Source organism: Vibrio sp. JPW-9-11-11, from assembly GCF_013369335.1.
Lineage (GTDB): Bacteria > Pseudomonadota > Gammaproteobacteria > Enterobacterales > Vibrionaceae > Vibrio.
Map to the genome: position 1 here is coordinate 76,570 of NZ_SZQJ01000003.1, position 25,168 is coordinate 101,737.

The 25,168-nt window shown below is 47.9% G+C and carries 29 protein-coding genes; 18 read left to right on the forward strand and 11 right to left on the reverse strand.

All coding sequences use genetic code 11. The features are described from left to right. The 7 genes from ispD to rpoS all read left to right on the forward strand — a co-directional run bounded on the left by ispD (position 1) and on the right by rpoS (position 5,608). Positions 1-702 (forward strand): 2-C-methyl-D-erythritol 4-phosphate cytidylyltransferase, encoded by a 702-nt coding sequence (gene ispD / locus FCU94_RS01905; RefSeq protein WP_176286868.1) that lies wholly within the window; start codon positions 1-3, stop codon positions 700-702. 3 nt (positions 703-705) lie between these two features. Beyond that, positions 706-1,182, forward strand: a complete 477-nt coding sequence (gene ispF / locus FCU94_RS01910) for a 2-C-methyl-D-erythritol 2,4-cyclodiphosphate synthase (RefSeq protein ID WP_176286869.1) — start codon at positions 706-708, stop codon at positions 1,180-1,182. Between the two features lie 37 nt (positions 1,183-1,219). After that, on the forward strand, positions 1,220-2,263 hold the full coding sequence (gene truD, locus FCU94_RS01915) for a tRNA pseudouridine(13) synthase TruD (protein ID WP_176286870.1): 1,044 nt from the start codon (positions 1,220-1,222) through the stop codon (positions 2,261-2,263). Then, positions 2,263-3,021, forward strand: coding sequence for a 5'/3'-nucleotidase SurE (gene surE, locus FCU94_RS01920; RefSeq protein ID WP_176286871.1), 759 nt, complete (start codon positions 2,263-2,265; stop codon positions 3,019-3,021). The genes truD and surE overlap by 1 nt, the downstream gene beginning before the upstream one ends. Before the next feature lie 2 nt (positions 3,022-3,023). After that, positions 3,024-3,650, forward strand: coding sequence for a protein-L-isoaspartate(D-aspartate) O-methyltransferase (locus FCU94_RS01925; protein ID WP_176286872.1), 627 nt, complete (start codon positions 3,024-3,026; stop codon positions 3,648-3,650). A gap of 6 nt (positions 3,651-3,656) precedes the next feature. Continuing rightward, positions 3,657-4,556, forward strand: coding sequence for a murein hydrolase activator NlpD (gene nlpD / locus FCU94_RS01930; protein WP_176286873.1), 900 nt, complete (start codon positions 3,657-3,659; stop codon positions 4,554-4,556). Between the two features lie 71 nt (positions 4,557-4,627). Then, positions 4,628-5,608, forward strand: coding sequence for an RNA polymerase sigma factor RpoS (gene rpoS / locus FCU94_RS01935; RefSeq protein ID WP_176286874.1), 981 nt, complete (start codon positions 4,628-4,630; stop codon positions 5,606-5,608). A gap of 99 nt (positions 5,609-5,707) precedes the next feature. Here the strand turns inward: rpoS and FCU94_RS01940 are convergent, their stop codons facing one another. After that, on the reverse strand, positions 5,708-6,988 hold the full coding sequence (locus FCU94_RS01940; protein WP_176286875.1) for an HlyC/CorC family transporter: 1,281 nt from the start codon (positions 6,986-6,988) through the stop codon (positions 5,708-5,710). Positions 6,989-7,118: 130 nt separating this feature from the next. After that, entirely contained in the window at positions 7,119-7,913 is a 795-nt protein-coding gene (locus FCU94_RS01945) for a cytochrome C assembly family protein (protein ID WP_176286876.1), read from the reverse strand. A 209-nt stretch (positions 7,914-8,122) separates the two neighbouring features. Between FCU94_RS01945 and ffh the strand changes: the two genes are divergently transcribed. The 5 genes from ffh to rplS all read left to right on the forward strand — a co-directional run bounded on the left by ffh (position 8,123) and on the right by rplS (position 11,706). Then, positions 8,123-9,508 carry a signal recognition particle protein gene (ffh, locus tag FCU94_RS01950; protein ID WP_176286877.1) on the forward strand — a complete coding sequence of 462 codons (1,386 nt, stop codon included), beginning with the start codon at positions 8,123-8,125 and terminating at the stop codon, positions 9,506-9,508. Between the two features lie 207 nt (positions 9,509-9,715). Continuing rightward, a complete protein-coding gene (gene rpsP / locus FCU94_RS01955; protein WP_176286878.1) occupies positions 9,716-9,964 on the forward strand; it encodes a 30S ribosomal protein S16 in 249 nt (82 codons plus the stop codon). 29 nt (positions 9,965-9,993) lie between these two features. Then, complete coding sequence (gene rimM / locus FCU94_RS01960; RefSeq protein ID WP_176286879.1) at positions 9,994-10,542, forward strand: ribosome maturation factor RimM; 549 nt, start codon at positions 9,994-9,996, stop codon at positions 10,540-10,542. A 25-nt stretch (positions 10,543-10,567) separates the two neighbouring features. Continuing rightward, positions 10,568-11,311: a tRNA (guanosine(37)-N1)-methyltransferase TrmD gene (gene trmD, locus FCU94_RS01965; RefSeq protein ID WP_176286880.1), complete on the forward strand. Its 744-nt coding sequence runs from the start codon at positions 10,568-10,570 to the stop codon at positions 11,309-11,311. Positions 11,312-11,352: 41 nt separating this feature from the next. Beyond that, positions 11,353-11,706: a 50S ribosomal protein L19 gene (gene rplS / locus FCU94_RS01970; protein ID WP_045977783.1), complete on the forward strand. Its 354-nt coding sequence runs from the start codon at positions 11,353-11,355 to the stop codon at positions 11,704-11,706. 255 nt (positions 11,707-11,961) lie between these two features. Here rplS and yacG read toward each other — a convergent pair whose 3' ends face one another. Genes yacG through FCU94_RS02005 form a run of 7 tightly spaced genes read right to left on the reverse strand, consistent with a single transcriptional unit; the run spans position 11,962 to position 17,824 of the window. After that, positions 11,962-12,156 (reverse strand): DNA gyrase inhibitor YacG, encoded by a 195-nt coding sequence (gene yacG / locus FCU94_RS01975; protein WP_176286881.1) that lies wholly within the window; start codon positions 12,154-12,156, stop codon positions 11,962-11,964. A 59-nt stretch (positions 12,157-12,215) separates the two neighbouring features. Next, positions 12,216-12,956 carry a cell division protein ZapD gene (gene zapD, locus FCU94_RS01980; protein ID WP_176286882.1) on the reverse strand — a complete coding sequence of 247 codons (741 nt, stop codon included), beginning with the start codon at positions 12,954-12,956 and terminating at the stop codon, positions 12,216-12,218. A gap of 34 nt (positions 12,957-12,990) precedes the next feature. Next, positions 12,991-13,599: a dephospho-CoA kinase gene (coaE, locus tag FCU94_RS01985; RefSeq protein ID WP_176286883.1), complete on the reverse strand. Its 609-nt coding sequence runs from the start codon at positions 13,597-13,599 to the stop codon at positions 12,991-12,993. Position 13,600: 1 nt separating this feature from the next. Then, positions 13,601-14,470 (reverse strand): prepilin peptidase, encoded by an 870-nt coding sequence (locus tag FCU94_RS01990; protein ID WP_176286884.1) that lies wholly within the window; start codon positions 14,468-14,470, stop codon positions 13,601-13,603. A 37-nt stretch (positions 14,471-14,507) separates the two neighbouring features. Continuing rightward, positions 14,508-15,737 (reverse strand): type II secretion system F family protein, encoded by a 1,230-nt coding sequence (locus FCU94_RS01995; protein WP_176286885.1) that lies wholly within the window; start codon positions 15,735-15,737, stop codon positions 14,508-14,510. 6 nt (positions 15,738-15,743) lie between these two features. After that, entirely contained in the window at positions 15,744-17,429 is a 1,686-nt protein-coding gene (pilB, locus tag FCU94_RS02000; RefSeq protein ID WP_176286886.1) for a type IV-A pilus assembly ATPase PilB, read from the reverse strand. Beyond that, the gene (locus FCU94_RS02005; protein ID WP_176286887.1) at positions 17,429-17,824 is read right to left on the reverse strand and encodes a pilin; all 396 of its coding nucleotides are present in this window, start codon (positions 17,822-17,824) and stop codon (positions 17,429-17,431) included. Before FCU94_RS02005 ends, pilB begins: the two co-directional genes overlap by 1 nt. 81 nt (positions 17,825-17,905) lie before the next feature. Here FCU94_RS02005 and FCU94_RS19270 point away from each other — a divergent pair, with 81 nt between their 5' ends. Then, complete coding sequence (locus tag FCU94_RS19270) at positions 17,906-18,028, forward strand: hypothetical protein (protein WP_255199220.1); 123 nt, start codon at positions 17,906-17,908, stop codon at positions 18,026-18,028. An 8-nt stretch (positions 18,029-18,036) separates the two neighbouring features. On the opposite strand, the gene nadC is transcribed toward FCU94_RS19270, so the two are convergent. Continuing rightward, positions 18,037-18,924 carry a carboxylating nicotinate-nucleotide diphosphorylase gene (gene nadC / locus FCU94_RS02010; protein WP_176286888.1) on the reverse strand — a complete coding sequence of 296 codons (888 nt, stop codon included), beginning with the start codon at positions 18,922-18,924 and terminating at the stop codon, positions 18,037-18,039. A gap of 133 nt (positions 18,925-19,057) precedes the next feature. On the opposite strand from nadC, the gene ampD reads away from it, so the two are divergent. Next, the gene (gene ampD, locus FCU94_RS02015; RefSeq protein WP_176286889.1) at positions 19,058-19,609 is read left to right on the forward strand and encodes a 1,6-anhydro-N-acetylmuramyl-L-alanine amidase AmpD; all 552 of its coding nucleotides are present in this window, start codon (positions 19,058-19,060) and stop codon (positions 19,607-19,609) included. Between the two features lie 66 nt (positions 19,610-19,675). Here the strand turns inward: ampD and fldB are convergent, their stop codons facing one another. Then, complete coding sequence (fldB, locus tag FCU94_RS02020) at positions 19,676-20,197, reverse strand: flavodoxin FldB (RefSeq protein WP_176286890.1); 522 nt, start codon at positions 20,195-20,197, stop codon at positions 19,676-19,678. Between the two features lie 164 nt (positions 20,198-20,361). On the opposite strand from fldB, the gene xerD reads away from it, so the two are divergent. The 4 genes from xerD (at position 20,362) to pdhR (ending at position 25,130) form a co-directional block, all read left to right on the forward strand. Then, positions 20,362-21,258, forward strand: a complete 897-nt coding sequence (gene xerD / locus FCU94_RS02025; protein ID WP_176286994.1) for a site-specific tyrosine recombinase XerD — start codon at positions 20,362-20,364, stop codon at positions 21,256-21,258. Between the two features lie 39 nt (positions 21,259-21,297). Then, positions 21,298-22,041 (forward strand): thioredoxin fold domain-containing protein, encoded by a 744-nt coding sequence (locus tag FCU94_RS02030; protein WP_176286891.1) that lies wholly within the window; start codon positions 21,298-21,300, stop codon positions 22,039-22,041. Positions 22,042-22,085: 44 nt separating this feature from the next. Continuing rightward, positions 22,086-23,822 (forward strand): single-stranded-DNA-specific exonuclease RecJ, encoded by a 1,737-nt coding sequence (recJ, locus tag FCU94_RS02035; RefSeq protein WP_176286892.1) that lies wholly within the window; start codon positions 22,086-22,088, stop codon positions 23,820-23,822. A gap of 540 nt (positions 23,823-24,362) precedes the next feature. Continuing rightward, positions 24,363-25,130, forward strand: a complete 768-nt coding sequence (gene pdhR, locus FCU94_RS02040) for a pyruvate dehydrogenase complex transcriptional repressor PdhR (protein ID WP_176286893.1) — start codon at positions 24,363-24,365, stop codon at positions 25,128-25,130. The last annotated feature ends 38 nt before the right edge of the window (positions 25,131-25,168 follow it).

Here is a 25,168-nt window from a genome sequence, read left to right on the forward strand (position 1 = left end):
ATGCCTGATCCTGGCTCATTAGTGGCGATTGTTCCTGCTGCGGGCATCGGCAGCCGAATGAAAGCGGACCGCCCTAAGCAATACCTAGCTATTGAGGGCAAAACGGTACTCGAACACACCCTCGAAAAGCTTCTGTCTCACCCTGACATTACCCAAGTCGTGGTCGCGGTCAGCGATGATGACCCTTACTTTTCATCCCTTTCACTGGCTAATCATAGCAACATCGTCCGAGTATGTGGTGGTAAAGAGCGGGCAGACTCGGTGCTGTCGGCTCTCCAATATGTCACGTCACAACAGCTCTCCTCTTGGGTTTTGGTGCATGATGCCGCGAGGCCTTGTATCACGTTAGAGGATATCGACCGCTTAATTGAACAGGCATACAGTGAGAAGCATGGTGCGATTCTCGCCGCGCCGGTGCGTGATACCATGAAGCGCGCCAATCAACAGCAACATATCGACCATACCGTCGCTAGGGAAGCGCTATGGCATGCCTTGACACCACAAATGTTCCAAACTCAGTTGCTTACAGATGCGCTGTCAGCGGCACTGGAGCAGGGGGGGCACATTACCGATGAAGCGTCCGCAATCGAGTGGTTAGGGTATACGCCAGCATTGGTTCAAGGTCGTTCCGATAATATAAAAATCACTCAACCGGAAGATTTGGCACTTGCCGAGTTTTATCTTAATAGAAGTAAAGGATAACTCATGATTCGTATTGGTCACGGTTTCGACGTTCATAAATTTGGCGGGCAAGGCCCGGTTATTATCGGTGGTGTGTCGGTGCCTTATGAGCAAGGACTGATCGCCCACTCTGATGGCGATGTGGCATTGCATGCATTGTGTGATGCAATGCTAGGAGCGATTGCGGCTGGCGACATTGGTCGTCACTTCCCAGATACAGATGCTCAGTGGAAAGGGGCGGATAGCCGAGACTTATTACGCGATGTTTACCGCCGCGTGCGTGAGCACGGGTACAAGCTGGGTAATGCCGACATTACTATTATGGCTCAAGCTCCGAAAATGGCACCGCACATCGAGGCGATGTGCCAAGTGATCGCACAAGATTTGCAGACAGATGTGTCTAACGTCAACGTCAAAGCGACCACTACAGAAAGGCTCGGTTTTACCGGGCGTAAAGAGGGTATTGCGACCGAAGCGGTTGTTTTACTGATTAAAGAATAACTCAGTTGTCATTGATAGCTGACAACGGATCTCAATTATGTCTGATATTTTATCCTCTCTGGCTTACTTACACTGCAAACCGAGCGCTAAAGGCAAACTCAAAGCCAAGCCTGAACATTTTCAAGTGAACGAGAACTTAGGTTTTGAGTTTTCTGGTCAAGGAGAGCACTTGATGGTGCGTATTCGCAAAACGGGGGAAAACACCAGTTTTGTGGCCAACGAGTTAGCCAAAGCATGCGGTGTGAAGTCGAAAGATGTTAGTTGGGCAGGGCTGAAAGACCGTCATGCCGTGACTGAGCAGTGGTTAAGTGTCCATTTGCCTAAAGGTGATACACCAGATTTAAAGCCGTTTTTGGCTCAATACCCGAGTATTGAAATCATTGCGACTGACCGCCATAACAAAAAATTGCGTCCGGGTGATTTAACCGGAAACCAATTCGTTGTAACTGTGTCTGAAGTGACGGACATTGAAGATGTGGTTAAGCGGCTAGAGGCGATACAGCGCATTGGTGTGCCGAACTATTTTGGTAGTCAACGTTTTGGTAACCAAGGCAATAATTTAACAGAAGCTCGACGCTGGGGCAGAGACAATGTACGCACGCGCAATCAAAATAAACGTAGTCTGTACTTGTCGGCGGCACGCTCGTGGATTTTCAATACCATAGTGTCCGCGCGAATCGAGCAAGATATATTTAATCGAGCCGTGGCGGGAGATATCGTCTATCAGCAAGGCGAGCTGGTGGCGGTAGACGCCAACGCCGTTGATCAGATTAATGATCGAGTTGCCGAGCGTCAGTGTCAATTGACGGCAGCACTGGCGGGGGATAACGCACTGCCAACCACAGAGCAAGCGTTGGCCTTGGAACAGCCACATTTAGAGGCGGAACCTGACTTAATGGCGCTGATCCGCGGGAATCGTATGCGTCATGATCGCCGTGAGATAGCCTTGGTGCCTCAGCAATTGTCTTGGCAAGTCGAGGACAATAGTATCACTTTGCAGTTTGTACTTGATGCGGGCTGTTTTGCGACCGCGATTATTCGTGAACTGATTGAAGAGATCGAAGTGGAGCGTCATTACTGATGAGCGAGAGTAAACTCAACATATTGATCAGCAACGATGATGGTGTCCATGCTGAAGGCATCCATTGCCTCGCGGATTCCCTGCGCGATATGGCAAAAGTGACGATAGTCGCACCGGATAGAAACCGTTCGGGGGCTTCAAATTCGTTGACGTTAGAGCAGCCTTTAAGAGTTAACCAAATTGCTCCACAAGTCTACTCTGTTCAAGGCACCCCTACCGACTGCGTCCATTTTGCTTTAAATGAACTGATGAAAGATAACCTGCCAGATTTGGTGTTAACCGGTGTGAATCACGGTGCCAACTTAGGCGATGACGTACTTTATTCGGGGACTGTAGCAGCGGCAATGGAAGGGCACTTTCTCGGCGTTCAGTCGATAGCCTTTTCGTTAGTGGGCAAGCAGCACTTTGCCACGGCTGCTGCCATTGCTCGCCAATTGGTCGAGCAACATGCCGCAAGTCCGATTCCAACTAATCGGCTCGTGAATGTGAATGTTCCCGACCTGCCATTGGCTGATCTTAAAGGGACGCTTGTTACCCGTTTAGGTGCGCGTCATCACGCTGAGGCGATGATCAAGCAGCAAGACCCTCGAGGTCATGATATTTATTGGTTGGGCCCTCCAGGGAAAGAGCAAGATGCAGGTGAAGGGACTGATTTTTATGCCATTGAGCAAGGTTTCGTCTCGGTCACTCCGCTGCAAGTCGACCTAACGGCACACGAATCGATTTCAAGTATGGATAACTGGTTAAAGGACAAGTAACAATGGCAAATCCACATGCGGACAGATTAATCGACTTTCTCGTCGCGAGTGGCATTCAAGATCAGCAAGTGTTGGACGCTATCTACCGCTTGCCTCGGGAGCAGTTTGTATCCCAAGCCATGATGCATCAGGCGTACGACAACAACGCACTGCCGATTGGCCAAGGACAAACGATTTCCCAGCCTTATATCGTCGCTAAAATGACCGAGATGCTCGGGTTAAGTCGTACCAGCCGAGTACTCGAAGTGGGGACCGGATCAGGGTATCAGACTGCGGTACTGGCTCAGCTGGTGGACCACGTCTATTCCATTGAGCGCATCAAAGCACTGCAGTGGGAGGCCAAACGCCGCCTTAAACAGCTCGATATCTACAATGTGTCCACTAAACATGGTGACGGCTGGCAAGGTTGGTCAGCCAAAGCGCCTTATGATGCCATTATTGTCACAGCTGCGGCGGAGTCGGTGCCTGAAGCCTTGTTGGCACAGTTGGCGCAGGGCGGTGTGATGATGATTCCAGTGGGGACGGAGGAACAAAACCTGTACAAGATTACTCGCTACGGTGAGGAGTATCACTCAGAAATTGTTGAGGTGGTGCGGTTTGTGCCCTTAGTCGCAGGGGATCTCGCTTAGTTCATCATGAAGTCATTTCCTTTTGTACTTATTCTGGTGATGTTAAGCAGTACGCTGATCGGGTGTGCTGCTCATTCTCCTGCGCCAGTTTCAGGACTAAAGAAAGACTACAGTTCGTTGGCACGCGGCAGTTATCGTGGCAGCTATTATCAGGTTGAAAAGGGCGATACGCTGTATTTTATAGCGTATGTCACAGACAAAGATGTAAATGATCTGATTCGTTACAACAGTCTAAAACCGCCTTACACCATTCATCCTGGGCAGAAGCTTAAACTGTGGCGGCCTGCGTATAATGCTCCAGCGTACGGCGGCACAGGCGCGGGCGCGGTTGCAGCCGTCGCAACGGTAGCTCCTACACCTGTTTCAAGTAAAAGCTCTAGTCAAAAGGTTAGCTCTGGCAACACAAAAAACAGCCAGCAATTGGTCAAAAAAGAATCAATAAAGGGTGTTGATCAATCCAAATCAAAGGAGTATGTTGGACCTAGCAGTAAACAAAATGTTAACAAAACCGTCAGTCAGCCGAAAAAAAATAACAATAAAGTTTCCAAATGGTTATGGCCAACAAAAGGGAGAGTTATCAAAAATTTCTCTGCTGGAGATCAAGGGAATAAAGGTATTGATATCGCAGGACAGCGGGGTCAATCCATTGTATCAACAGCAGGCGGCACCGTGGTTTATTCAGGCAATGCACTACGTGGTTACGGTAATCTAGTCATAATTAAACACAACGACAATTACCTGAGTGCATACGCACATAATGATCGGTTGCTTGTACACGAAGGACAAAGTGTAAAAGCCGGCCAAAAAATCGCAACAATGGGCAGCTCAGGAACCTCCAGTGTTCGATTGCACTTTGAAATTCGCTATCAAGGTAAGTCAGTGAACCCAAAACGCTACTTACCGTAGAATTTTACTGTTAGGTAAGATAGCGACATTAGACGTAGTAATGTCTTGCTAGCTCGCCAGGGGGAGGCGCTATGAGTATCAGCAATGCAGCAACGAAAGTCGAAGAATTTGACATCGATAGTGAAGCGACGGAAACGCTTCAATCGGGAAATTCTCTCAAATCATCTACCACAACTGAAGTCAAAGAAGAGTTTGACGCATCCACGAAAAGTCTTGATGCCACACAGCTCTATCTGGGCGAAATTGGTTTTTCTCCACTCCTAACTGCTGAAGAAGAGGTGTTGTACGCACGTCGTGCGCTTCGTGGTGATGAAGCCGCGCGTAAGCGTATGATTGAAAGTAACCTTCGTTTAGTAGTGAAAATATCACGCCGTTATAGTAATCGAGGTTTAGCACTGCTCGATTTGATCGAAGAAGGTAATTTAGGTCTGATTCGAGCGGTAGAGAAGTTCGACCCCGAGCGTGGGTTCCGTTTTTCTACGTACGCCACATGGTGGATTCGTCAAACCATTGAACGTGCTCTTATGAATCAAACACGCACCATTCGTTTGCCTATTCATGTCGTGAAAGAGCTCAACATTTACCTACGCACCGCAAGAGAGTTGTCACAGAAACTCGATCATGAGCCGACTGCTGAAGAGATCGCCACGCAATTAGATAAACCAGTGGATGATGTCAGTAAAATGCTTCGATTGAATGAGCGCATAAGCTCTGTTGACACGCCGATTGGCGGTGACGGTGAAAAAGCGCTGTTAGACATCATTCCTGACATCAACAACTCGGACCCAGAAGTCTCGACTCAGGATGATGATATCCGCAACTCGCTTATTCACTGGTTAGACGAACTTAACCCGAAACAAAAAGAGGTGCTGGCGCGTCGCTTTGGTTTACTGGGTTATGAACCTTCAACCCTAGAAGAGGTTGGGCGTGAAATTAATCTTACCCGCGAGCGCGTTCGTCAGATTCAAGTCGAAGGCCTACGCCGTCTGCGTGAGATTTTGATTAAGCAAGGACTGAATATGGAGAATCTGTTCAGTGTGACTGAAGATTAGTGTCCTAGTGTTAGCAAAAAGCCTTGGCAACTTGCCAAGGCTTTTTTGATCCTAGAAATACTTTGGTGATCGAAGACGATATTGGATATTCGCTCTATGTTAAGCGGATTTGGCCTTCTTCATTAGCGGGAAGACTTTCACCAGTTTGATGCGGTTCTCTTCCAGTTCGACGATCTCCATTGGGTGTCCTGAGACATGAACACTAAGATGACTCTCTGGAATGTCTTCCAAGTGCTCCAAAATCAAACCGTTCAATGTACGAGGACCATCAGTCGGCAGTTTCCACTTCAGACCTTTGTTGATATCTCGAATATTGGCACTGCCTTCAATTAAGAAACTACCGTCACCTTGAGGTGTAATTTCTTCAGCTAGACTCGGTGCAATAGAGGTAGTGAATTCGCCGACAATTTCTTCAAGGATGTCTTCCAAAGTGACTAGGCCGATAATATCACCATATTCATCCACAATTAGTCCGATACGCTGTTTATTGCGTTGGAACTTTAGCAATTGAACATTAAGCGGGGTACTTTCAGGGATAAAGTACACTTCATCAGCGGCGCGCAGTAAAGTCTCTTTGGTAAACTCATTTTTTTCCAGCATGAGTCGATATGACTCGCGCAGGCGCAACATGCCGACGACTTCATCAATTTGGTCCCGATACAGCACCACTCGACCATGAGGGGAGTGGGTGAGCTGACGAACAATCGATTTCCAATCGTCATTGATATCAATCCCAGTGATCTCGTTGCGCGGAACCATAATGTCATTCACGGTTACGTGTTCTAGATCTAGGATCGAAATCAACATGTCTTGGTGGCGACGGGGAATCAAGCTGCCAGCTTCGTTCACAACAGTTCGCAGCTCATCTGAGCTGAGGTGATCATCGCCACCATGGACTGCTTTTATACCGAGTAGACGAATAAACCCATTGGTGATCATGTTGACGAACGCCACTAAAGGTGACAACAGCTTCATCAATATGGTCAATAGGATACTACTGGCGTAAGAGACGCGTTCGGGATAAAGCGCAGCGAGCGTTTTAGGTGTGACCTCGGCAAACACCAGTACCACTAAGGTCAGTGCGCCGGTCGCGATAGCGACTCCGAGATCTCCATAGAGGCGCATACCCAAGATAGTGGCAATCGCCGAGGCGAGAATGTTGACTAGGTTGTTACCAATAAGGATAAGACCAATGAGTCGGTCTGGGCGGTCGAGAAGTTTTTCAACGCGTTTGGCCCCTTTGTGACCGTTGTTGGCGAGGTGCTTGAGACGGTAGCGGTTCAGAGCCATCATACCTGTCTCGGAACCAGAGAAATATCCTGAAATAACGATAAGACACGCGAGTAGCGCAAATAAGATACCCGTTGATATGTCGTCCAAAGCTTATCTTTTCCTTGTTATGTTTGGTTAATTTATGACCTAAAATGTTATTGAAGTCAATTTCAAATAGGGGATTGCGTAGTGTAAAAGAAAGGTGCAATTAATGCACCTTTCAGTTGTGATTGGGTCGTCAGCGCAAAATTATTTCGCGTACAAAGCGACTGCCAAAATAAGCTAAAGTCAGTAGGGTTGCACCAGCAACGGCAAACCACGTGACTTTGCGCCCGCGCCAGCCTTTCTGATAATGCCCCCACAGCAACACAGAGTAGGCGATCCAAGCGACAAAAGAGAGGATGGCTTTATGTGCTTTGCCCTGAGCGAACATATCTTGAACAAAGACAAAACCAGTGAGTAGCGTGCCTGTCAGCAGTAACGTTCCGATGAGTATGATATTGAATAGCTGGCGCTCAACCATCAAAAGAGGTGGCAAGTTAGGGTTGATCGCCATCGCTTTCTTGGCTTTTAATTTGTGGTCTAGCCAAGCGAGTTGCAGTGCGTAGAGCGCACCGATAGTCAGCGTAGAATATGAGAACAAGGCAAATGAAATATGGATTAACAGCTTAGGGTCTTGTTCTAAATGGGTGATAAAGGTGCTCGGTAGTACGACGGCTGCGACTAAGTTGATCGCGGCAAAACTATAGACAACCGGGAGCAGGAACCACAAACGAGTCTTGAGCATCGCGGTGCTCATCACCAATGAGATAATAAAGCTTATCAGCGAGGCAACATTGAGAATACTGAGGTTTTGTCCTGAGCTGCCTAAGATGAGATCGCTGAGCAACCAAGCATGAAAAGCGAGCGCAAGCGCTGCACTTACCAGTACTGTCTTGACCCGAATGCCTGTCTGGTGGACCAGTCCGGGGACTATGGTCGCAATGGCTAATAGATAAAGTATTGCCGCCACAACGGCGATGAGGTTGTCCATTATTCTCTATAAGCTGGTGGATTTTTAACAAATTATACCCTGCATCAACAGCTTGAGCCATGACTTATCACCCTCATTTGCGCGACTTGAGATATCAAAAGTTATCTAGGCGGTGTCATGCGCTGGTTGGCTAAGGTATACTCACAGTAATTTTCGCCGTCATTGACAAGGCGTGTCTCCCTAAACACCGTCTAGGTAAAGAGAGTAAGATGTTTGATAATTTAACGGATCGCTTATCCAAAACGCTGAAGAACATCAGCGGTAAAGGTCGTTTGACCGAAGATAATATTAAAGAGACGTTGCGCGAAGTGCGTATGGCACTACTTGAAGCGGACGTGGCATTACCGGTTGTACGCGATTTTATTAAACGCGTTAAAGAGTCGGCTGTCGGTGTCGAGGTGTCTAAATCGCTGACTCCTGGCCAAGAGTTTATCAAGATCGTTCAAAACGAACTTGAAGGCGTCATGGGTGAGTCTAACGAAGCTCTAAACTTAGCCGCTCAGCCTCCAGCCGTTATCCTAATGGCTGGTCTACAGGGTGCAGGTAAAACTACGTCGGTCGGTAAGCTTTCTAAACTCCTGACTGAGCGTGATAAGAAGAAAGTCTTGGTTGTGTCTGCCGACGTTTACCGTCCTGCGGCGATTAAGCAGTTAGAAACGCTGGCAGCCGATGTAGGCGTTGATTTCTTCCCTTCTTCAGCAGACCAAAAGCCCATTGATATTGCTAACGCTGCCATCGATCACGCGAAGAAGAAGTTCTACGATGTGCTGCTCGTCGATACTGCCGGTCGATTAGCGATCGACGAACAGATGATGGGAGAGATTCAAGAGCTACACACAGCGATCAACCCGGTTGAGACTCTATTTGTTGTCGACGCCATGACAGGTCAAGATGCTGCCAACACGGCTAAAGCATTTGGTGATGCGTTACCTTTAACTGGTGTGGTTCTAACCAAAGTCGATGGTGATGCCCGCGGTGGTGCGGCTTTATCGGTTCGTCATATTACTGGCAAGCCGATTAAATTCTTAGGTGTGGGTGAGAAAACCGACGCACTTGAACCTTTCCACCCGGATCGTGTTGCTTCACGCATATTAGGCATGGGGGACGTACTGTCGCTGATCGAAGATTTGCAGCGCAACGTCGACACTGAAAAAGCAGAAAAACTGGCGAAGAAGTTTAAAGAGAAGAAAGGTTTTGACCTTGAAGACTTCCGTGAGCAGCTCGGTCAGATGCAGAGCATGGGTGGTATGATGGGCATGATGGACAAGCTACCAGGCATGTCTCAACTCCCAGACAACGTCAAAGACAAAGTCGACGACAAGATGTTCAAGCAAATGGAAGCCATCATCAACTCCATGACTATGAAAGAGCGTCAACGCCCTGAATTGATAAAAGGTTCGCGCAAGAAACGTATTGCCGCGGGTTCTGGCACCCAAGTGCAAGATGTGAATCGCCTACTGAAGCAATTTACTCAGATGCAAAAGATGATGAAGAAAATGCAAAAAGGCGGTATGAAAGGCATGATGCGCAACATGCAAGGCATGATGGGTGGCATGGGCGGCGCCGGTGGTGGTTTTAACCCATTTGGCCGTTAAGTTTATTGTGAGATAAAAATTTCAAGGTGTTAGCTGCATCACAAACTTAAATACCGTTTTATGTTGGTGAAAAAATAGCTAAAGACCTTGCATTGCTCCGGAATAAGAGTAAAATTCCGGAGCTTTATTTTGGCACGAGCCCCAAACTGTTTAGCGATAAGTGGTTTCTGGGGTTAATTTTATTTTTGAGAAAGCAAAGAGGACGACATGGTAACCATTCGTTTGGCACGTCACGGCGCTAAAAAGCGTCCATTTTATCAAATCGTAGTAGCGGACAGCCGCAATGCAGCAACTGGCCGTTTCATCGAGAAAGTGGGTTTCTTCAACCCAACTGCTAAAGGTCAAGAAGAAGGTCTACGTCTAGATCTAGACCGCGTTAACCACTGGGTTGGTCAAGGCGCAACTGTATCTGACCGCGTAGCTAAGCTAGTTAAAGACGCTCAAAAAGCGGCTTAATTCTTACATTAAGAAGTAGTAATTAGCTTATGTCGATGAAAGGTAAAGAAACAATGAGCAACGAAAAAATTGTTGTAGGTAAGTTTGGTGCTACTTACGGCATTCGTGGTTGGCTCAAGGTTTTTTCCTACACAGACAATACCGAAAGCATATTTGATTACACCCCTTGGTTTGTAAAACAAGGTGACAAGTGGGTCGAGTACAAAGTCGAAAGTTGGAAGCGCCATAACAAAGGTTTGGTGGTGAAGCTGGAAGGTCTTGATGTGCGCGAAGACGCGCAATTAATGACTAACTTTGAAATCTCAATTGACCCTGCAGTATTGCCAGAATTGCCATCAGATGAATTCTATTGGCGTGATTTGATTGGAATGCAAGTCGTAACTGATAAAGGTTACGATCTAGGTGTCGTTTCCGACATGCTAGAAACGGGTTCCAACGATGTTTTGGTGATTAAAGCAAATCTAAAAGATGCTTTTGGGCAAAAGGAACGACTAATTCCGTTCCTTGAAGAGCAAGTGATCAAACACATTGATCGCGAAGCTCAACGGATCGAAGTTGACTGGGATCCTGGATTCTAACTCCAAGTAACGGAGCCAAAGAACAATGTGGGTTGGCATTATAAGCCTGTTTCCTGAAATGTTCCGCAGCGTTACTGATTACGGAGTAACAGGTCAAGCGGTTAAAAAAGGTCTTTTGTCGATTGAGACTTGGAATCCTCGCGATTTCACTCATGACAAACATCGCACTGTTGATGATAGACCTTACGGTGGTGGTCCTGGCATGTTAATGATGGTGCAGCCTTTGCGCGATGCTATTCATGCCGCTAAACAAGCCTCACCGGGTAAGACGAAAGTCATTTATCTCTCTCCACAAGGTCGTAAGCTCGACCAGAAGGGAGTCGAGGAGCTGGCAACGAATGAGAATTTGCTTCTGATTTGTGGCCGCTACGAAGGGGTAGATGAGCGCATCATTCAATCTGAAGTTGACGAAGAATGGTCAATTGGCGATTTTGTGATGACGGGTGGTGAAATACCAGCCATGACGTTGATCGATTCTGTCTCGCGGTTTGTTCCGGGAGTACTGGGAGATTTCGCGTCAGCAGAAGAAGACTCTTTTGCCAATGGCTTGTTAGATTGCCCTCACTATACACGTCCTGAAGTGTTGGATGACAAACAAGTACCTTCGGTACTGATGTCGGGTAACCATAAGGATATTCGTCGCTGGCGACTGAAACAGTCGTTAGGCCGTACTTGGCTAAGAAGACCAGAGCTCCTGGAAAACCTAGCTCTGACTGACGAACAGGAACAATTACTGGCCGAATTCATTAAACAGAGTCGAGCTAAGTAACCTATTAAATTTAGTATCAGTTTATTCTAGGAATATTGAAAATGAGTAACATCATCAAAGCTCTTGAAGAAGAGCAAATGAAAAAAGACCTACCTAACTTTGCACCTGGTGACACAGTTGTTGTTCAAGTTAAGGTAAAAGAAGGTGACCGTGAGCGTCTACAGGCTTTTGAAGGCGTTGTAATCGGTATTCGTAACCGTGGTCTACACTCTGCATTCACTGTACGTAAGATTTCTAACGGTGAAGGTGTAGAGCGTACGTTCCAAACTCACTCTCCAATGGTTGATAGCATTGAAGTTAAACGCCGCGGTGCAGTACGTCGTGCCAAACTGTACTACCTACGTGAGCGTTCTGGTAAGTCAGCTCGTATCAAAGAGAAACTTGCTAAGAAGTAATGCTATAACTAGCGTTCTCATATTAAGCGGAGACCAATTGGTCTCCGCTTTTTTATTTTAGACGCTATGCTGGTGGTATTTCACGATAGCAGCGGCGTCGGCGCTGATTTACTAGCGTAAACTCCGTTCCCCCTTCTTACTCTTGCAAAAATCGCTCTAACACGTTGCAAGTTAGATATTAAAAAAGCCGATGTTTTCACATCAGCTTTTCTTATTCTCTCCCTTGAAGCGCAGCGTTCTCGTCTCTCTATTCTGTCAGTACTGATCTTCTGACCAGCCATCAGAATCAGACATATCGGGTGCGCCGGGGATGCTGTTTTCTTCGTCGGCCCACTCACCAAAATCGATCATTTGGCAGGCTTTACTACAAAAGGGGCGGTAAGGGCTTTGTTCTCCCCAAATAACCTCTTTGCCGCATTGTGGGCAAGGGACAGTGGTGATTTTTGACATGTTACTCTCTGTTTGGAACACAGTATGGTGTGATTATAGCGACAATTGTAACCGATAGGCTAACAGCAAACCGCCAGATTAAATTCAATATTGGCGACCGATGCTTGGCCTGAGCCAAACTCGATGAACTTAATCGCAAAGCGGTTTTTGTGACCAGAAATCATTGGGTAGACGCCATATTGCATTGGGATTTCTAAGCGTAGAATGTTGGCCTCTTCTGCGTCACTTTGATAAAAGCCGGCTTGCGCTTGGATTGGGCGGAAGTGGCCTGTCTCACGTGTAAGCTTGAGCCACAACTGTAGAGCATTGGCTAACGGTTTGAGTGAGCTTTGCCATTTGTTTGCGTCGCTGCGCTTTTTATCAAGAGGCAGGTGTAGCCAGTGGTGCAGTGCAGGCAAATCGAAACAACAAGAGCCGCCAGGTAAGTTGAAGCGTTGTCGAATAGCACTCAAAAAACGGTCTTCTTTCAGGCTTTGTCCAAATCGTTCAGCTGACATCAAGTCACTATGCACTACATCGACTTCGCTTAAGATGGTTTGTAGCATCTCTTGATCCACGCCATCAACATTTAACCATGAACGATAGGTGAGCCTTTGCTTTTCGATATCTTTGGCGAGCTCACTCTTAAGTTGAATCTGTTCAAAGATCTCGAGTAGGTCGAACAGTGAACGATAAAAGAGCAGATGCTGCATATCATCACTGAACTGAGCTGCAATGCTCAACTGGTTGAGTAGCGCTTCTACTCGCAGGTAAATTCGCGTTTTCTCGTTCAGTGGATGTTCGAAGTAATGCGTGGTCATTAAAATGCAGCTCTGGATAATTCAGTCTTTATTCTCACAGATTTGCCCCACACATTTCTAGAAACTTTTGATGCAATTCTGTGATTTGAGGCAAAAGTTTTTGGTTTTCTGTACTATTTTTAATCACATAGTCAGCAATCGCTAATCTTTGTTCGCGAGTTGCTTGAGAAGCTAAGATCGACTCAGCTTGCTTGGCGTCAACGTTGTCGCGCTGGATAGTGCGTGCAATCTGTATTTCTGGCTCTACGTCAACCACAATGACTTTATTGGCCAGTGATTGGAGGTTGTTTTCTACCATCAGTGGAATGACCAGCAGTGCATAAGGAGATTGAACATCGCGCAACTGTTGCAGCATGCGTTCGCGTATCATCGGATGCAGTAGTGTATTGATCCAGCGCTTTTCATCTGGCTGACTGAAAATGATCTCGCGCAGCTGAGTACGATTCAGTGAGCCCTGCTCGGTTAAGATTTGACCGCCAAAGCGTTCTACAATGGCATTGAGCCCAGCACTGCCGGGTTCGACTACTTCACGGGCCACGACATCAGCGTCGACAATTTCAATACCGAACTGCTGCTGGAAGAGATTCGCCACGGTCGTTTTTCCGCTGGCGATGCCGCCGGTGAGGCCAACTACAAATGTCATATTAGATTCCCAGCCAGTTGTGTAAATACCACGACATAATGGCGTCGCCCCACATCATGCTGATCCAACCTGCGATGGCTAAATATGGCCCGAAAGGGAAGGCTTTGTCTATGCCTTGACGCTTCAAGCGCAACTGGATCAGGCCAAATACCAGTCCGACCAAAGATGAGAGTAAGATGATTAGAGGTAGGTGCTGCCAACCTAGCCACGCTCCTAAAGCCGCAAGTAACTTAAAGTCGCCGTAGCCCATGCCTTCTTTGCCCGTGAGCAACTTAAACAACCAGTAAACACTCCATAAGCATAAGTAACCCGCTATCGCGCCAATCACCGAGTCATGCAGTGATACCGGACTGATATTGAACAGAGCGAGCGCAATGCCTGCCCATGTGAGAGGCAGAGTCAATTGGTCGGGCAGCAGCATGGTGTCTAGGTCGATAAAGGTGGCTGTAATCAGCGTAAAGGTAAACAGTAACAGTGCCAGTGAAAAGTAACTAAAGCCGAGTTGATAAGCTAGGGAAAAGCTGAGGGTCGCGCTCAGCAGTTCAACGAGAGGATAACGGGCACTGATTGATTGAGAGCAGTGACGACACCGGCCTTGGAGACGTAACCAACCCAGCAGTGGAATGTTGTCACGCATCGCCACTGGATGTTGGCAATGAGGGCAGCGAGAGCGCGGAACGCTTAGATTAAACTCTCCTGTAGGCGGTTCAATATGGTATTCAGGAAAGCTCTCTGCGCACTCTTGTCGCCATTCCCTTTCCATCATCAGAGGAAGACGATGAATCACTACATTAAGGAAACTGCCAATAACAAGGCCAAAAATAGTGGCTAAAGTGGGAAACAGCCAGGGGTAGTAGTTAAAAATATCCATTGATTAGTGACGCTGACTCGGAGTTAAGCTGGATATACTATCCTAAGACATTCATTAAGTTAAAGATAGGCAAGTACATAGCGACCACTAAACTTCCTACAATCGTGGCCAAGATTAACACCAATAAGGGTTCTAGGGATTTTTCAAGTTGTTCGACTTGAGTATCGATTTCCGATTGATAGGTGTTTGCGAGTTTGAACAACATATTCTCAAGCTGACCTGACTCTTCTCCGACCATCACCATTTGAATCATCAAGTCTGGAAACTGCTTGCTTTCTCGTAGTGCGATGTACATCGGCATTCCCGCCAAAACGTTTTGATAAACCTCACTCATCAGGCACTGATAATAGGGGTGATGCAGGGTGTTAATGGCAGTAGATAAGCCCTGATGAATGGGGATTCCGGCACTGACATTAATGGCTAATGAGTGGCAGAATCGATGCAGCGCGCCATGCGCCTTTAGCGAGCCGAAAATAGGAATCTTGAGCGAAAGATAGCTGCAATAACGTCGTAAGTTCGGTGACGCATTAATAAACTTAGCGACTACTCCTGCTAGCCCCAGTATTGTGAATACCAGAAAGCCACCATAGGCGCGGATGAGTTCTGACATATCAAGCACTTGTTGAGTAAACCAAGGTAGTTCGGCGCCGAGTCCAACAAACATCGCTTTAAATTGGGGGACAACGAATGTCAGCATTAGGTAGGTGACACCTGCTGCGGTCATTATCACGATCGATGGATAGATCATGGCCGTTTTTAACTTGGTTTGTAATTGTTGGTGGTCTTCTCGATAGCGTGCTAGCCCTGCTACCACTTCACTTAACTGACCACTTTGTTCTGCGACTTTGATCAAGCTGAGATAGAACGCATCGAACAAAGGGTGAGTGTGTTGCATAGCTTGAGATATGGGCGTGCCAGCTTCGACGCTGCGACTGAGATGTGACACGATCCATCGCACTTCTGCCTTCTTTTGACCTTGGCCAATAAGCTTAAGCGACTGTGAGAGCGTGACACCACTGGCGAGTAGAGTCGCCAGTTGACGGGTAATAGCGGTAATGTCGTGCGCATGTGCGCTATGTCGCCAATGAGCAAAAGTGGATAGTGAGTGACGTTTTAACGTCAAGAGCGAGATCTGTTGCGTTTGCAGTTGCTGTTTGAGTTGATGTTCACAGGTCGTGATCTCTTGTCCACACTGACGAGTGCCTGAGTTGTCTATGCCTTGCCAATCAAAGCGATAGAGTTTCTGGGACAGTTTTGAACGGAGCATGGCGGATTAAACAAGCAAGGTGCGCTGCAGCTCAGCGAGGCTGGTGACCCCTGAGCGAAGCTTTTCCACGCCCGACTGCTTTAAACTCTGTAAGCCATGTTCTAGTGCAAGCGCATTGAGTTGCTGGGCCGTGTCACGACGAGAGATCGCCGCGGTTAAAGTTGGGCAGATCGGCAGGACTTCATAGATCGCCGTTCGACCCAAATAACCTAGATTGCACTGGGCGCAGCCCTGCTCACAGGCGGTAAAGATGGCCTCTTGGGCAGCTAAACCGAACTGCTTGGCGGTATGGGGATTGACGCTGTCGCGCTGTTTGCAATGCGGACAGAGCTTTCGTACTAACCGCTGAGCAATCACGAGAGAAAGCGAAGAGGCAAGGTTAAAAGGCGCGATCCCCATGTGGGTCAAACGTTCAATGGATTGGGCGGCAGAATTGGTATGCAAGGTAGCTAATACCAGATGTCCCGTTTGCGCGGCTTTGATTGCCATTTGCGCGGTATCGCTATCACGGATCTCACCAATCATGATGATATCAGGATCTTGGCGTAGAAAGGCGCGCAGTGCTTGGCTAAAGTCTAGCCCGATATCTGGCTGAACTTGGACTTGGTTGACGCCAGGAACCGCGATCTCAATCGGGTCCTCAGCGGCCGCAATATTGATATGTTCGGCGTTGAGGTGATTAAGCGCGGCGTAGAGCGAAACGGTTTTCCCGCTCCCGGTTGGGCCAGTGAGTAAAATCATCCCTTGTGGTTTGTTGAGTGCTGCAAGATAGGTGCGTTTTTGACCGTCATTCAACCCAAGTCCATTGATATCAAGTGCAATTGCACGGTTATCAAGGATGCGTAATACGACTTTTTCTCCGAACAAGGTCGGTAGGGTAGAGACGCGCATATCGACCGAAGTTTGATGATTTAAGCGCAGTTTGAGCCGACCGTCTTGCGGTAGCCGGCGTTCGGCAATATCCAGTTTCGCCAAAATTTTGAGTCGAGCAGCGAGTCGGCGACTCAATTGGTAATCCGGCTGCTCGGCCGCTATTAGCAAACCATCGCATCGCATTCTGACTCGATATGTCTGCTCATAAGGCTCGAAGTGAACATCGGAAGCGCGCCTGGCAACCGCATCGAGTAACACTTGTTGAATGTAGCGACTGACTGGGGCGTTGTCGTGGCTCAGATCGTCGTGATCATCTTGCTCGTCCGCGGAGAGGCTGACCATGTCAGTCAACTGTTTCGCTTCGATAGGGCGACGGGTTAGCGAAGAAGGGGGAGACTCGCCGCGTAATATCTGCAACGCTTGTTTGATTGGTGTCCAATGAGCGATGGTCAACTCGACGCTCATTCCTGTCGCGAAACTAAATGCTTGTTCTAATTCCTGCTGGCAAGGGTCGGCAACGGCGAGTCGCAGAGTCTGCTGTTCATGTGCAATGGGGACGGCATCAAACTTTTGTAACAGCTCGATCAAAGAGGGCTGTTGGCTGATTGTTAAGTAGTCATAGTCTGATAAGGCTATCAAAGGTAATGTGAACTGTTTCGCCAGATGCTCGGCAAGCGTTGATTCGCGGATTCTGGTGTTGTCGAGCAATATATCGAGCAAGGGTTGATGGCGCTGTTGTAACGCCTGCATCAACTCATGTTGTTGGCTAGACGTAATGAGCTGAGAACTGACGAGAGTGAAGAGAAGATCGCTTTGCATTATGAACACCCTGCAATCGCGATGCTGCTTGATGTGGTGCAGCGCCATACGCCGTTGGCATCACGTTTTAAAGTGATACTTTGTCCTGTTGCGGAGCCTTGAGTAATCGCGACCGTGACATCATTGGTTGCCGTTCCGGTTGCCAGTGGCGCTGATTCTGCGCGAATGGTTCCGATAGCAAAGTCGCGCGACACTGCTGGAAAGCGTCCTTCAAAGGCAATGTCGTCTTCGATGAGTACTTTATACGCTGTCGCGGAAGCGAGCGCGGTACTTAACGCCGCCTTTTTTACATAGACTTGGTATTGTGGAATGGCGACGGCAGATAGCAGACTGATGACCGCGACCACTATCATTAGCTCGATCAAAGTAAAACCGCTTGCGCGTCGTCGATACATTGTCTCTCTCATGAACATTATGGCTAGTGGAGAGAGATTAGGTTGAGAGGCGCGTGTGCTACAGGGGCAATTGAGTCACTTATGAGTCACTCGAAGAGCGATCATCATGTTTTTACCGCCGATATGCAGAAAAAGGGGAGCAAAGTCCGGTTTTTGGGTAAGAACCAATACGGAGGCGCATGGCCTCCGTGGGAAATGTTCTAAACAGGGGGTTACTTGAAGCGCATCGAGAGATCCATTGCTTTGAGGTGTTTGGTCAATGCTCCAACAGAGATATAGTCGACACCGGTTTGAGCGTATTCACGAATGGTGTCGAGGGTCACGTTGCCTGAGTTTTCGAGTGCTGCTCGCCCTGCATTGATTTTAACCGCCTCACGCATCATCTCTGTGGTGAAGTTGTCGAGCATAATGATATCGGCACCGGCTTCGATCGCTTCTTTTAGCTCCGCCAAACTCTCGGTTTCAACTTCGACTGGCTTGCCTGGGTTAAGCTGTTTGGCGGTTTGGATCGTCTGTGTGATCCCGCCATTCGCGATAATGTGATTCTCTTTGATCAAATACGCATCGAATACACCAATTCGGTGATTATAACCACCGCCACAAGCGACCGCATATTTGAGTGCGCTGCGTAGGCCAGGAATCGTTTTACGAGTATCGAGCAAGCGACAACCAGTGCCCTCAAGTTGTGCGGCATATTCAGCGGTTACCGTCGCGCAGCCTGATAGAGTTTGGATAAAGTTCATCGCATTGCGTTCACCAGTCAGCAGTGCGCGTGCTGGGCCCGATAGTGTGCACAACACTTGGTTTGGCTCCACTTTGTCCCCGTCTTGGACGTGCCAGTCAATGTTCACTTCACCACCGAGTTGTTTAAAGACTTCATCAGCCCAAGCTCGGCCACAGAAAACCCCATGTTCGCGGGTAATGATGGTTGCTTCATTTTGTGCGTCGGCAGGGATTAGACTTGCAGTGATATCGGCTGCTGGATCCAGAGTGCCGCCTAAATCTTCTTTTAGGGTGTCCGCCACAGCACGAGAGATCTCAAGAGGTAGTTGTTGTTTTAAGTATTCAAGACGTTCTTGGCTATTGTGTGTGTTTTTCATCGCAAATCTAATACGCAGTTAATTGGAGCTGGGCATGATACGCTGACTGCGAGTGAAATTCAGCCATTATTCTCGCATTTCAACGGCAAAAATATAAAATTGCCAAGAACCCACAATGAGTGAATAAGCAAATATGATTGATAACCACGGCTGGTACAAACAAGCGCGTCACGTCCCTTCGCCATTTTTTGACCCAAGAAGCGACGAAACGGATATTTCTCTGTTGGTTATTCACAATATCAGCTTACCGCCGGGAGAGTTTGGTGGCCCTTATATCGAGCAGTTTTTTACTGGGAAACTGAACCCTGAAGAACATCCATTTTTTAACGTCATTCATAAGATGGGGGTTTCTGCTCACTGCTTGATTCGTCGCGATGGAGAAGTGGTACAGTTTGTTTCTTTTGAACAGCGTGCCTGGCACGCAGGCGCGTCGAGCTACGCGGGGAGAAGTAAGTGCAATGACTATTCAATTGGGATTGAGCTCGAGGGAAGCGATTTTGTCGCCTATACCGACGCACAATATCAGGCGTTGATTGAGCTAACGCAACAGATACAGCAGCGTTACCCTCAGATCACGCTGCCGAGAATCACCGGACATCAATATATTGCCCCTTTGCGCAAAACCGACCCCGGACTGGTGTTTGACTGGTGCCGATACAGAGCAGGTCTTGGCGCTGAGCGTTGATAGCGTTCTATACCAACGATTGAAGAATTCAATGCAACGCCTCAAAACACTATGACTAAATGGCGTTTAGAGTGTCGCTTGGTACTCGACAAGTATTTGCTCAACCCAAGTCGCAATGCGCTCATCACTCAGCTCGTACTGTGAGTCTTCGTCGAGTGCTAAGCCGACAAAGTGACGGTTATCCTCAGTCAGTGCTTTTGACGCTTCAAACTCGTAGCTGTCGTCATTGGGCCAGTAGCCAATCACGTTAGCTCCGGTCTTCTTCAGTTGGTCGTGGAGTAGCCCCATCGCATCGAGGTACCATTCGCCATAGCCTTCTTGATCGCCGAGCCCGAACAGCGCGACGGTTTTGCCATTTAGAACGATGCCATCGATGTGATCCCATATCTCATTCCAGTCTTCTTGGATTTCACCAAAGTCCCAAGTCGAGATCCCCAGAATGAGAAGGTCATAATCGCTCATTAACGACAATGGCGACTCTTTAACGTTGTGAATATCGACAAGGTCTTCCCCAATGATAGCGCGGATTTTCTCTGCCGCCATTTCGGTATAGCAAGTGGTTGAGCCGTAAAACAGACCGATTTTCATAGCATTTTTCTAACTTGTGCAAACAGGATGGTGAATTCTAACCACAAAATGGCGAGCTTTGCAGCGAATATCCAACCAGATGATGATTTTTTATAGCATTCTTTCGCAGTGCCCCTTACATTTGAGCGCAGAGCAAACAGAAGAGGTTAGTTGTGTCACAGCAGATGTCACCCGATCAGGGGATTGTAGAGCAGTTTTTAGATGCGATGTGGATGGAGCGCGGTTTGTCTGAGAACACGTTAGCTTCTTACCGCAACGATTTAGTCAAACTTCTGCAATGGATGGACGCCAATCATTATCGCCTCGACTTTATCAGTTTGTCTGGGCTGCAAGAGTATCAAGTTTGGCTGACTGACCAAAATTATAAACAGACGTCTCGAGCGCGGATGCTATCGGCGATTCGTCGCTTGTTTCAATACCTTCACCGGGAAAAAATCCGCGCAGACGACCCAAGTGCTCTGCTCGTTAGCCCTAAGTTACCGAAGCGATTACCGAAAGATTTAAGTGAAGAGCAGGTTGAGTCACTACTGAATGCACCTGATCCCAACGACGCGATGGAGCTGCGCGATAAAGCGATGTTGGAGCTACTGTACGCCACAGGTTTGCGTGTGACGGAGTTGGTTAGCCTGACGATGGAAAACATCAGCTTACGCCAAGGGGTGGTTAGGGTCACAGGTAAAGGCGGTAAAGAGCGTTTGGTGCCGATGGGTGAAAATGCGGTGGATTGGATTGAAACTTTTCTCCAGCACGGCAGGTCTGAGTTGTTGGGGGACAATACCTCTGATGTAGTGTTTCCAAGTAAACGTGCGCGTCAAATGACACGTCAGACCTTTTGGCATCGTATCAAGCATTATGCGGTGCTAGCGGGTATTGATACCGAGTCACTTTCGCCGCATGTGCTTCGGCATGCGTTTGCTACTCATTTGCTCAATTACGGCGCAGACTTACGTGTTGTTCAAATGCTTTTGGGGCATAGTGACTTGTCGACAACACAAATTTATACTCATGTGGCAACGGAACGATTAAAACAGCTACATAGTGAACATCACCCTAGAGCCTAGTACTCAAAGGTGGCTAAGAACATGATTAAGGTGAATTGAATGAGCGTACTACGCCGAATGACTCTACTAACGTTACCTCTGGTTTTCGCTGCGCAGTCTGCGTTGGCCAATGAGGTAAAATTCGACAAAGCGGAGCTTGAAGCGCGCTTTTCTAAGCTGGGTCTAGAAGTGCACAATGTAGTGCCAGCCGATATCGCAGGGCTGGTCGAAGTTCAAACCAGTGGTGGCGTGTTGTTTGCCTCGCCAAACGGTAAGTATTTTCTCGCGGGAACCTTGTACGAGTTAGATGATAACGGCCAGTACCAAGATGTGCTTGCTCAGCGTCAAGCGCCGATCAATGCGCAGAAAATCGAAGCCTTTAAAGATAGCATGATTGAGTTTAAGGCGGCCGAGGAAAAATACGCGGTTACTGTGTTCACGGACATTACCTGTGGCTACTGTGTAAAACTGCACAGCCAAATGCAGGGGTACAATGATTTAGGTATTACCGTGCGTTACATGGCGTTCCCTCGTCAAGGTGGTACTGGTATGGTTGCCGACCAAATGGCGGCAATTTGGGCGGCAGATGATCCTAATAGCGCGATGCACAATGGCAAAGTCAATCGTCAGTTTCCGAAAACGGGTGACAACCTAGCCGAGTTCCAAACCGTCATCAAGCAGCACTATGCGCTCGGGCGTGAACTGGGTATTAGTGGTACGCCTGCGATATTCTTGCCCAATGGCGAAATGGTCGGCGGTTACCTTCCCCCTGCTCAACTCCTTGAGCGTCTCGAGCAAATCTAACTTAGTCAGATAATGAGCCTCACTCGAGGCTCAAAAGCCCTTATATGATAGAAATTCAACGTAGACCCGAAGTCGACTTAAGCCTTCTTCCAGACACCATAGCACCGTTACTCAAGCGCATTTACATCGCACGCGGTATCACGCAGGTCGAACAGCTAGAAACCACCGCTCGAGCGCTGCATTCTTACCAAAAATTGCACGGCATTGATGCGGCCGTTGAACTGCTGTTTACGGCGATTCAAACTCAGCAGCGTATTATTGTCGTCGGTGATTTTGATGCCGATGGTGCGACCAGCTCCGCGTTGTCGGTGCTGGCGCTGCGCATGCTCGGCTCGAACAATGTCGATTATTTAGTCCCTAATCGCTTTGAAGATGGCTATGGGTTAAGCCCAGAAGTGGTGGATCAGGCGATTGAGCTTGGCGCGCAAGTGATCATGACGGTCGACAACGGTGTCTCGTCTATTGAGGGGGTAAGGTACGCTAAACAGCAAGGGTTAACCGTATTGGTGACAGACCATCACTTACCTGGAAATGAGCTGCCTCCTGTTGATGCTATGGTGAACCCCAACCTGCAAGCGTGCGCGTTTCCATCTAAGGCGTTAGCGGGAGTTGGGGTCGCGTTTTATCTGATGATGGCGCTGTGCGTACATATGCGAAAGTCTGGGTGGTTTGCTCAGCAAGGCATGGCTGAACCTAAGTTGATGGAGCTGATTGATTTGGTGGCGCTGGGGACTGTGGCCGATGTGGTGCCTTTGGATGAAAATAACCGAATTTTAGTGCATCAAGGCCTGCAGCGCATTCGGGCTGGTAAAGCTCGGCCGGGTATTCAGGCCTTGATTGAGGTGGCTAAGCGCGATGCGCGGCGCCTGGTTGCCTCGGATTTTGGCTTTGCCCTTGGGCCACGAATTAATGCCGCAGGTCGTTTGGACGATATGTCATTTGGGGTTGAGTTGCTGTTGAGTAATAATATTCATGCCGCTCGTCGGATGGCCAGCGAGTTAGATGGCTTAAACCAGACTCGAAAAGAGATCGAGGAGGGGATGAAACAAGAAGCCATGGCGTTTTGTGAGCGTCTCCAGTTTGGTGAAAAAGATATGCCCCACGGTTTAGTCCTGTTTCAGAGAGACTGGCATCAAGGCGTGATTGGTATTCTTGCGTCAAGAGTCAAAGAGAAGTTTCATCGCCCGGTGATCGCTTTTGCTGATGGTGGCGAAGGCGCGATTAAAGGGTCTTGCCGTTCCATTCCTGGCTTGCATATGCGCGATGTGCTGGATCGTATCGATACGCAAAACCCAGGATTGATCCTCAAGTTTGGCGGCCATGCGATGGCGGCGGGTCTAACGATCATGGAACAAAACTTCGAACGTTTTGCACAGTTGTTCGATCAAGCCGTAAAGCAGGATCTGGACGAGGCTGCGCTAAAAGGGGTGTTGCTGTCTGACGGTGAGCTTAAGCCGGAAGAGTTTTCGATGCACACGGCGGAAATGTTGCGTGCTGGTGGGCCTTGGGGACAAGCCTTTCCTGAACCTCTGTTTGATGGTGAGTTTAAAGTGCTCCACCAAAAGCTGGTGGGAGAAAAGCATCTCAAGCTGATGCTTGAGCCACTGCACAAAGGTCACCCAACCAATATGATGATCGATGGCATTGCCTTTAATGTGGATTTGCGTCGCTGGCCAGATGCGTCGGTTAAAACCGTTCATTTGGCTTACAAGCTTGATATCAATGAATTTCGTGGCAATCAGTCACTGCAATTGATGATTGATCATATTGAGGCTAGCTAATCGATACAAATGCTTCATAGCTAATATCAGTCACTCCAGTATGGCTTGATACATAAGTAGTCATTCCATATAGTGACGAAGGAGCGAGTAGGGAATCTCGAAAGGCTTTCTACTCGCTTTAAGATCTCCCCAACTCGTTCGTACTTCACTCTCGGGGATGACAGTCTAAATTCTCGAAAAGAAAAGATTGAAGGTATGGGGCAGTCCTTAAAAGTTGACTCGCCACTCGCCACTCGCCACTCGCCACTCGCCTCCGTTGTTGTCTTTTATTGACCTATTCCATTCATATTCCTTTAAAACTCACCGATTAAACTGTGATGCCTAGCACGGTTTATTCCCATCTGTTTATATTTTGTAATTGGTCAGACCAATTTGATTGCTGTTTTAATCGACTATTGTTATCAAAGTGTTGGTGTTAGCCTTGTTCTATGATTTGGGTCAATTTTTGACTGGAACTTGCGTTTTAATTATGTTAATTTTCTCGTCAACTTAAAATTGGTATTACCAATTGACTGCATACAGAGTAGAAGAAAAATAACTATGGCTTATCAAAGGATTCGTCAGCCAAAACTTTCTGATGTGATTGAACAAGAGTTAGAAAGGCTGATTGTAGAAGGAACATTGTCTCCAGGGCAGCAACTGCCGCCTGAGAGAGAATTAGCGAAGCAGTTTGATGTCTCGCGCCCTTCAATCCGAGAAGCGATACAACGGTTAGAAGCCAAGCGTCTTCTTACTCGCCGTCAAGGTGGTGGCACCTTTGTCAGTGAGAGCATCTGGACCAGCTTTTCTGATCCTCTGCTAAATTTACTGTCTAGCCACTCCGAAACTCAGCTGGACTTACTGGAAACGCGTCATGCGATGGAAGGTATAGCCGCTTATTTTGCAGCCGTTCGTGGTACCGAGGAAGACTTTGCGCGTATTCAGGCTTGCCTGACTAACATCAGCGAAGAGCAAACTAAGAAGCACGTTGAGGCGGAAGCCGCTGCTGTTATGCAGTTCTTGATCGCTTTAACTGAAGCAGCCCACAACGTGGTGCTGCTGCATATTGTTCGTAGTTTAGCCCCTTTGCTTGAGCAAAATGTCTTGCAGAATTTAAAGCTCTTACATCGCCGCGAAGAAGTGGTAGAGAAAGTAAGTAAACACCGAGCTAACATCGTGGATGCGATTGTTTCTGGCCAGCCAGAAAAGGCGCGTGAAATGTCTCACTCACACTTAGCTTATATCGAAGAAACATTGTTGGATTTGACTCGTGAAGAGTCGCGCAGAGAACGCTCTTTGCGTCGAATTCAGCAAGGTAACGATTCTTAAAATAAGAACGGTTACTTTAAATAACTAGATCCAACCAA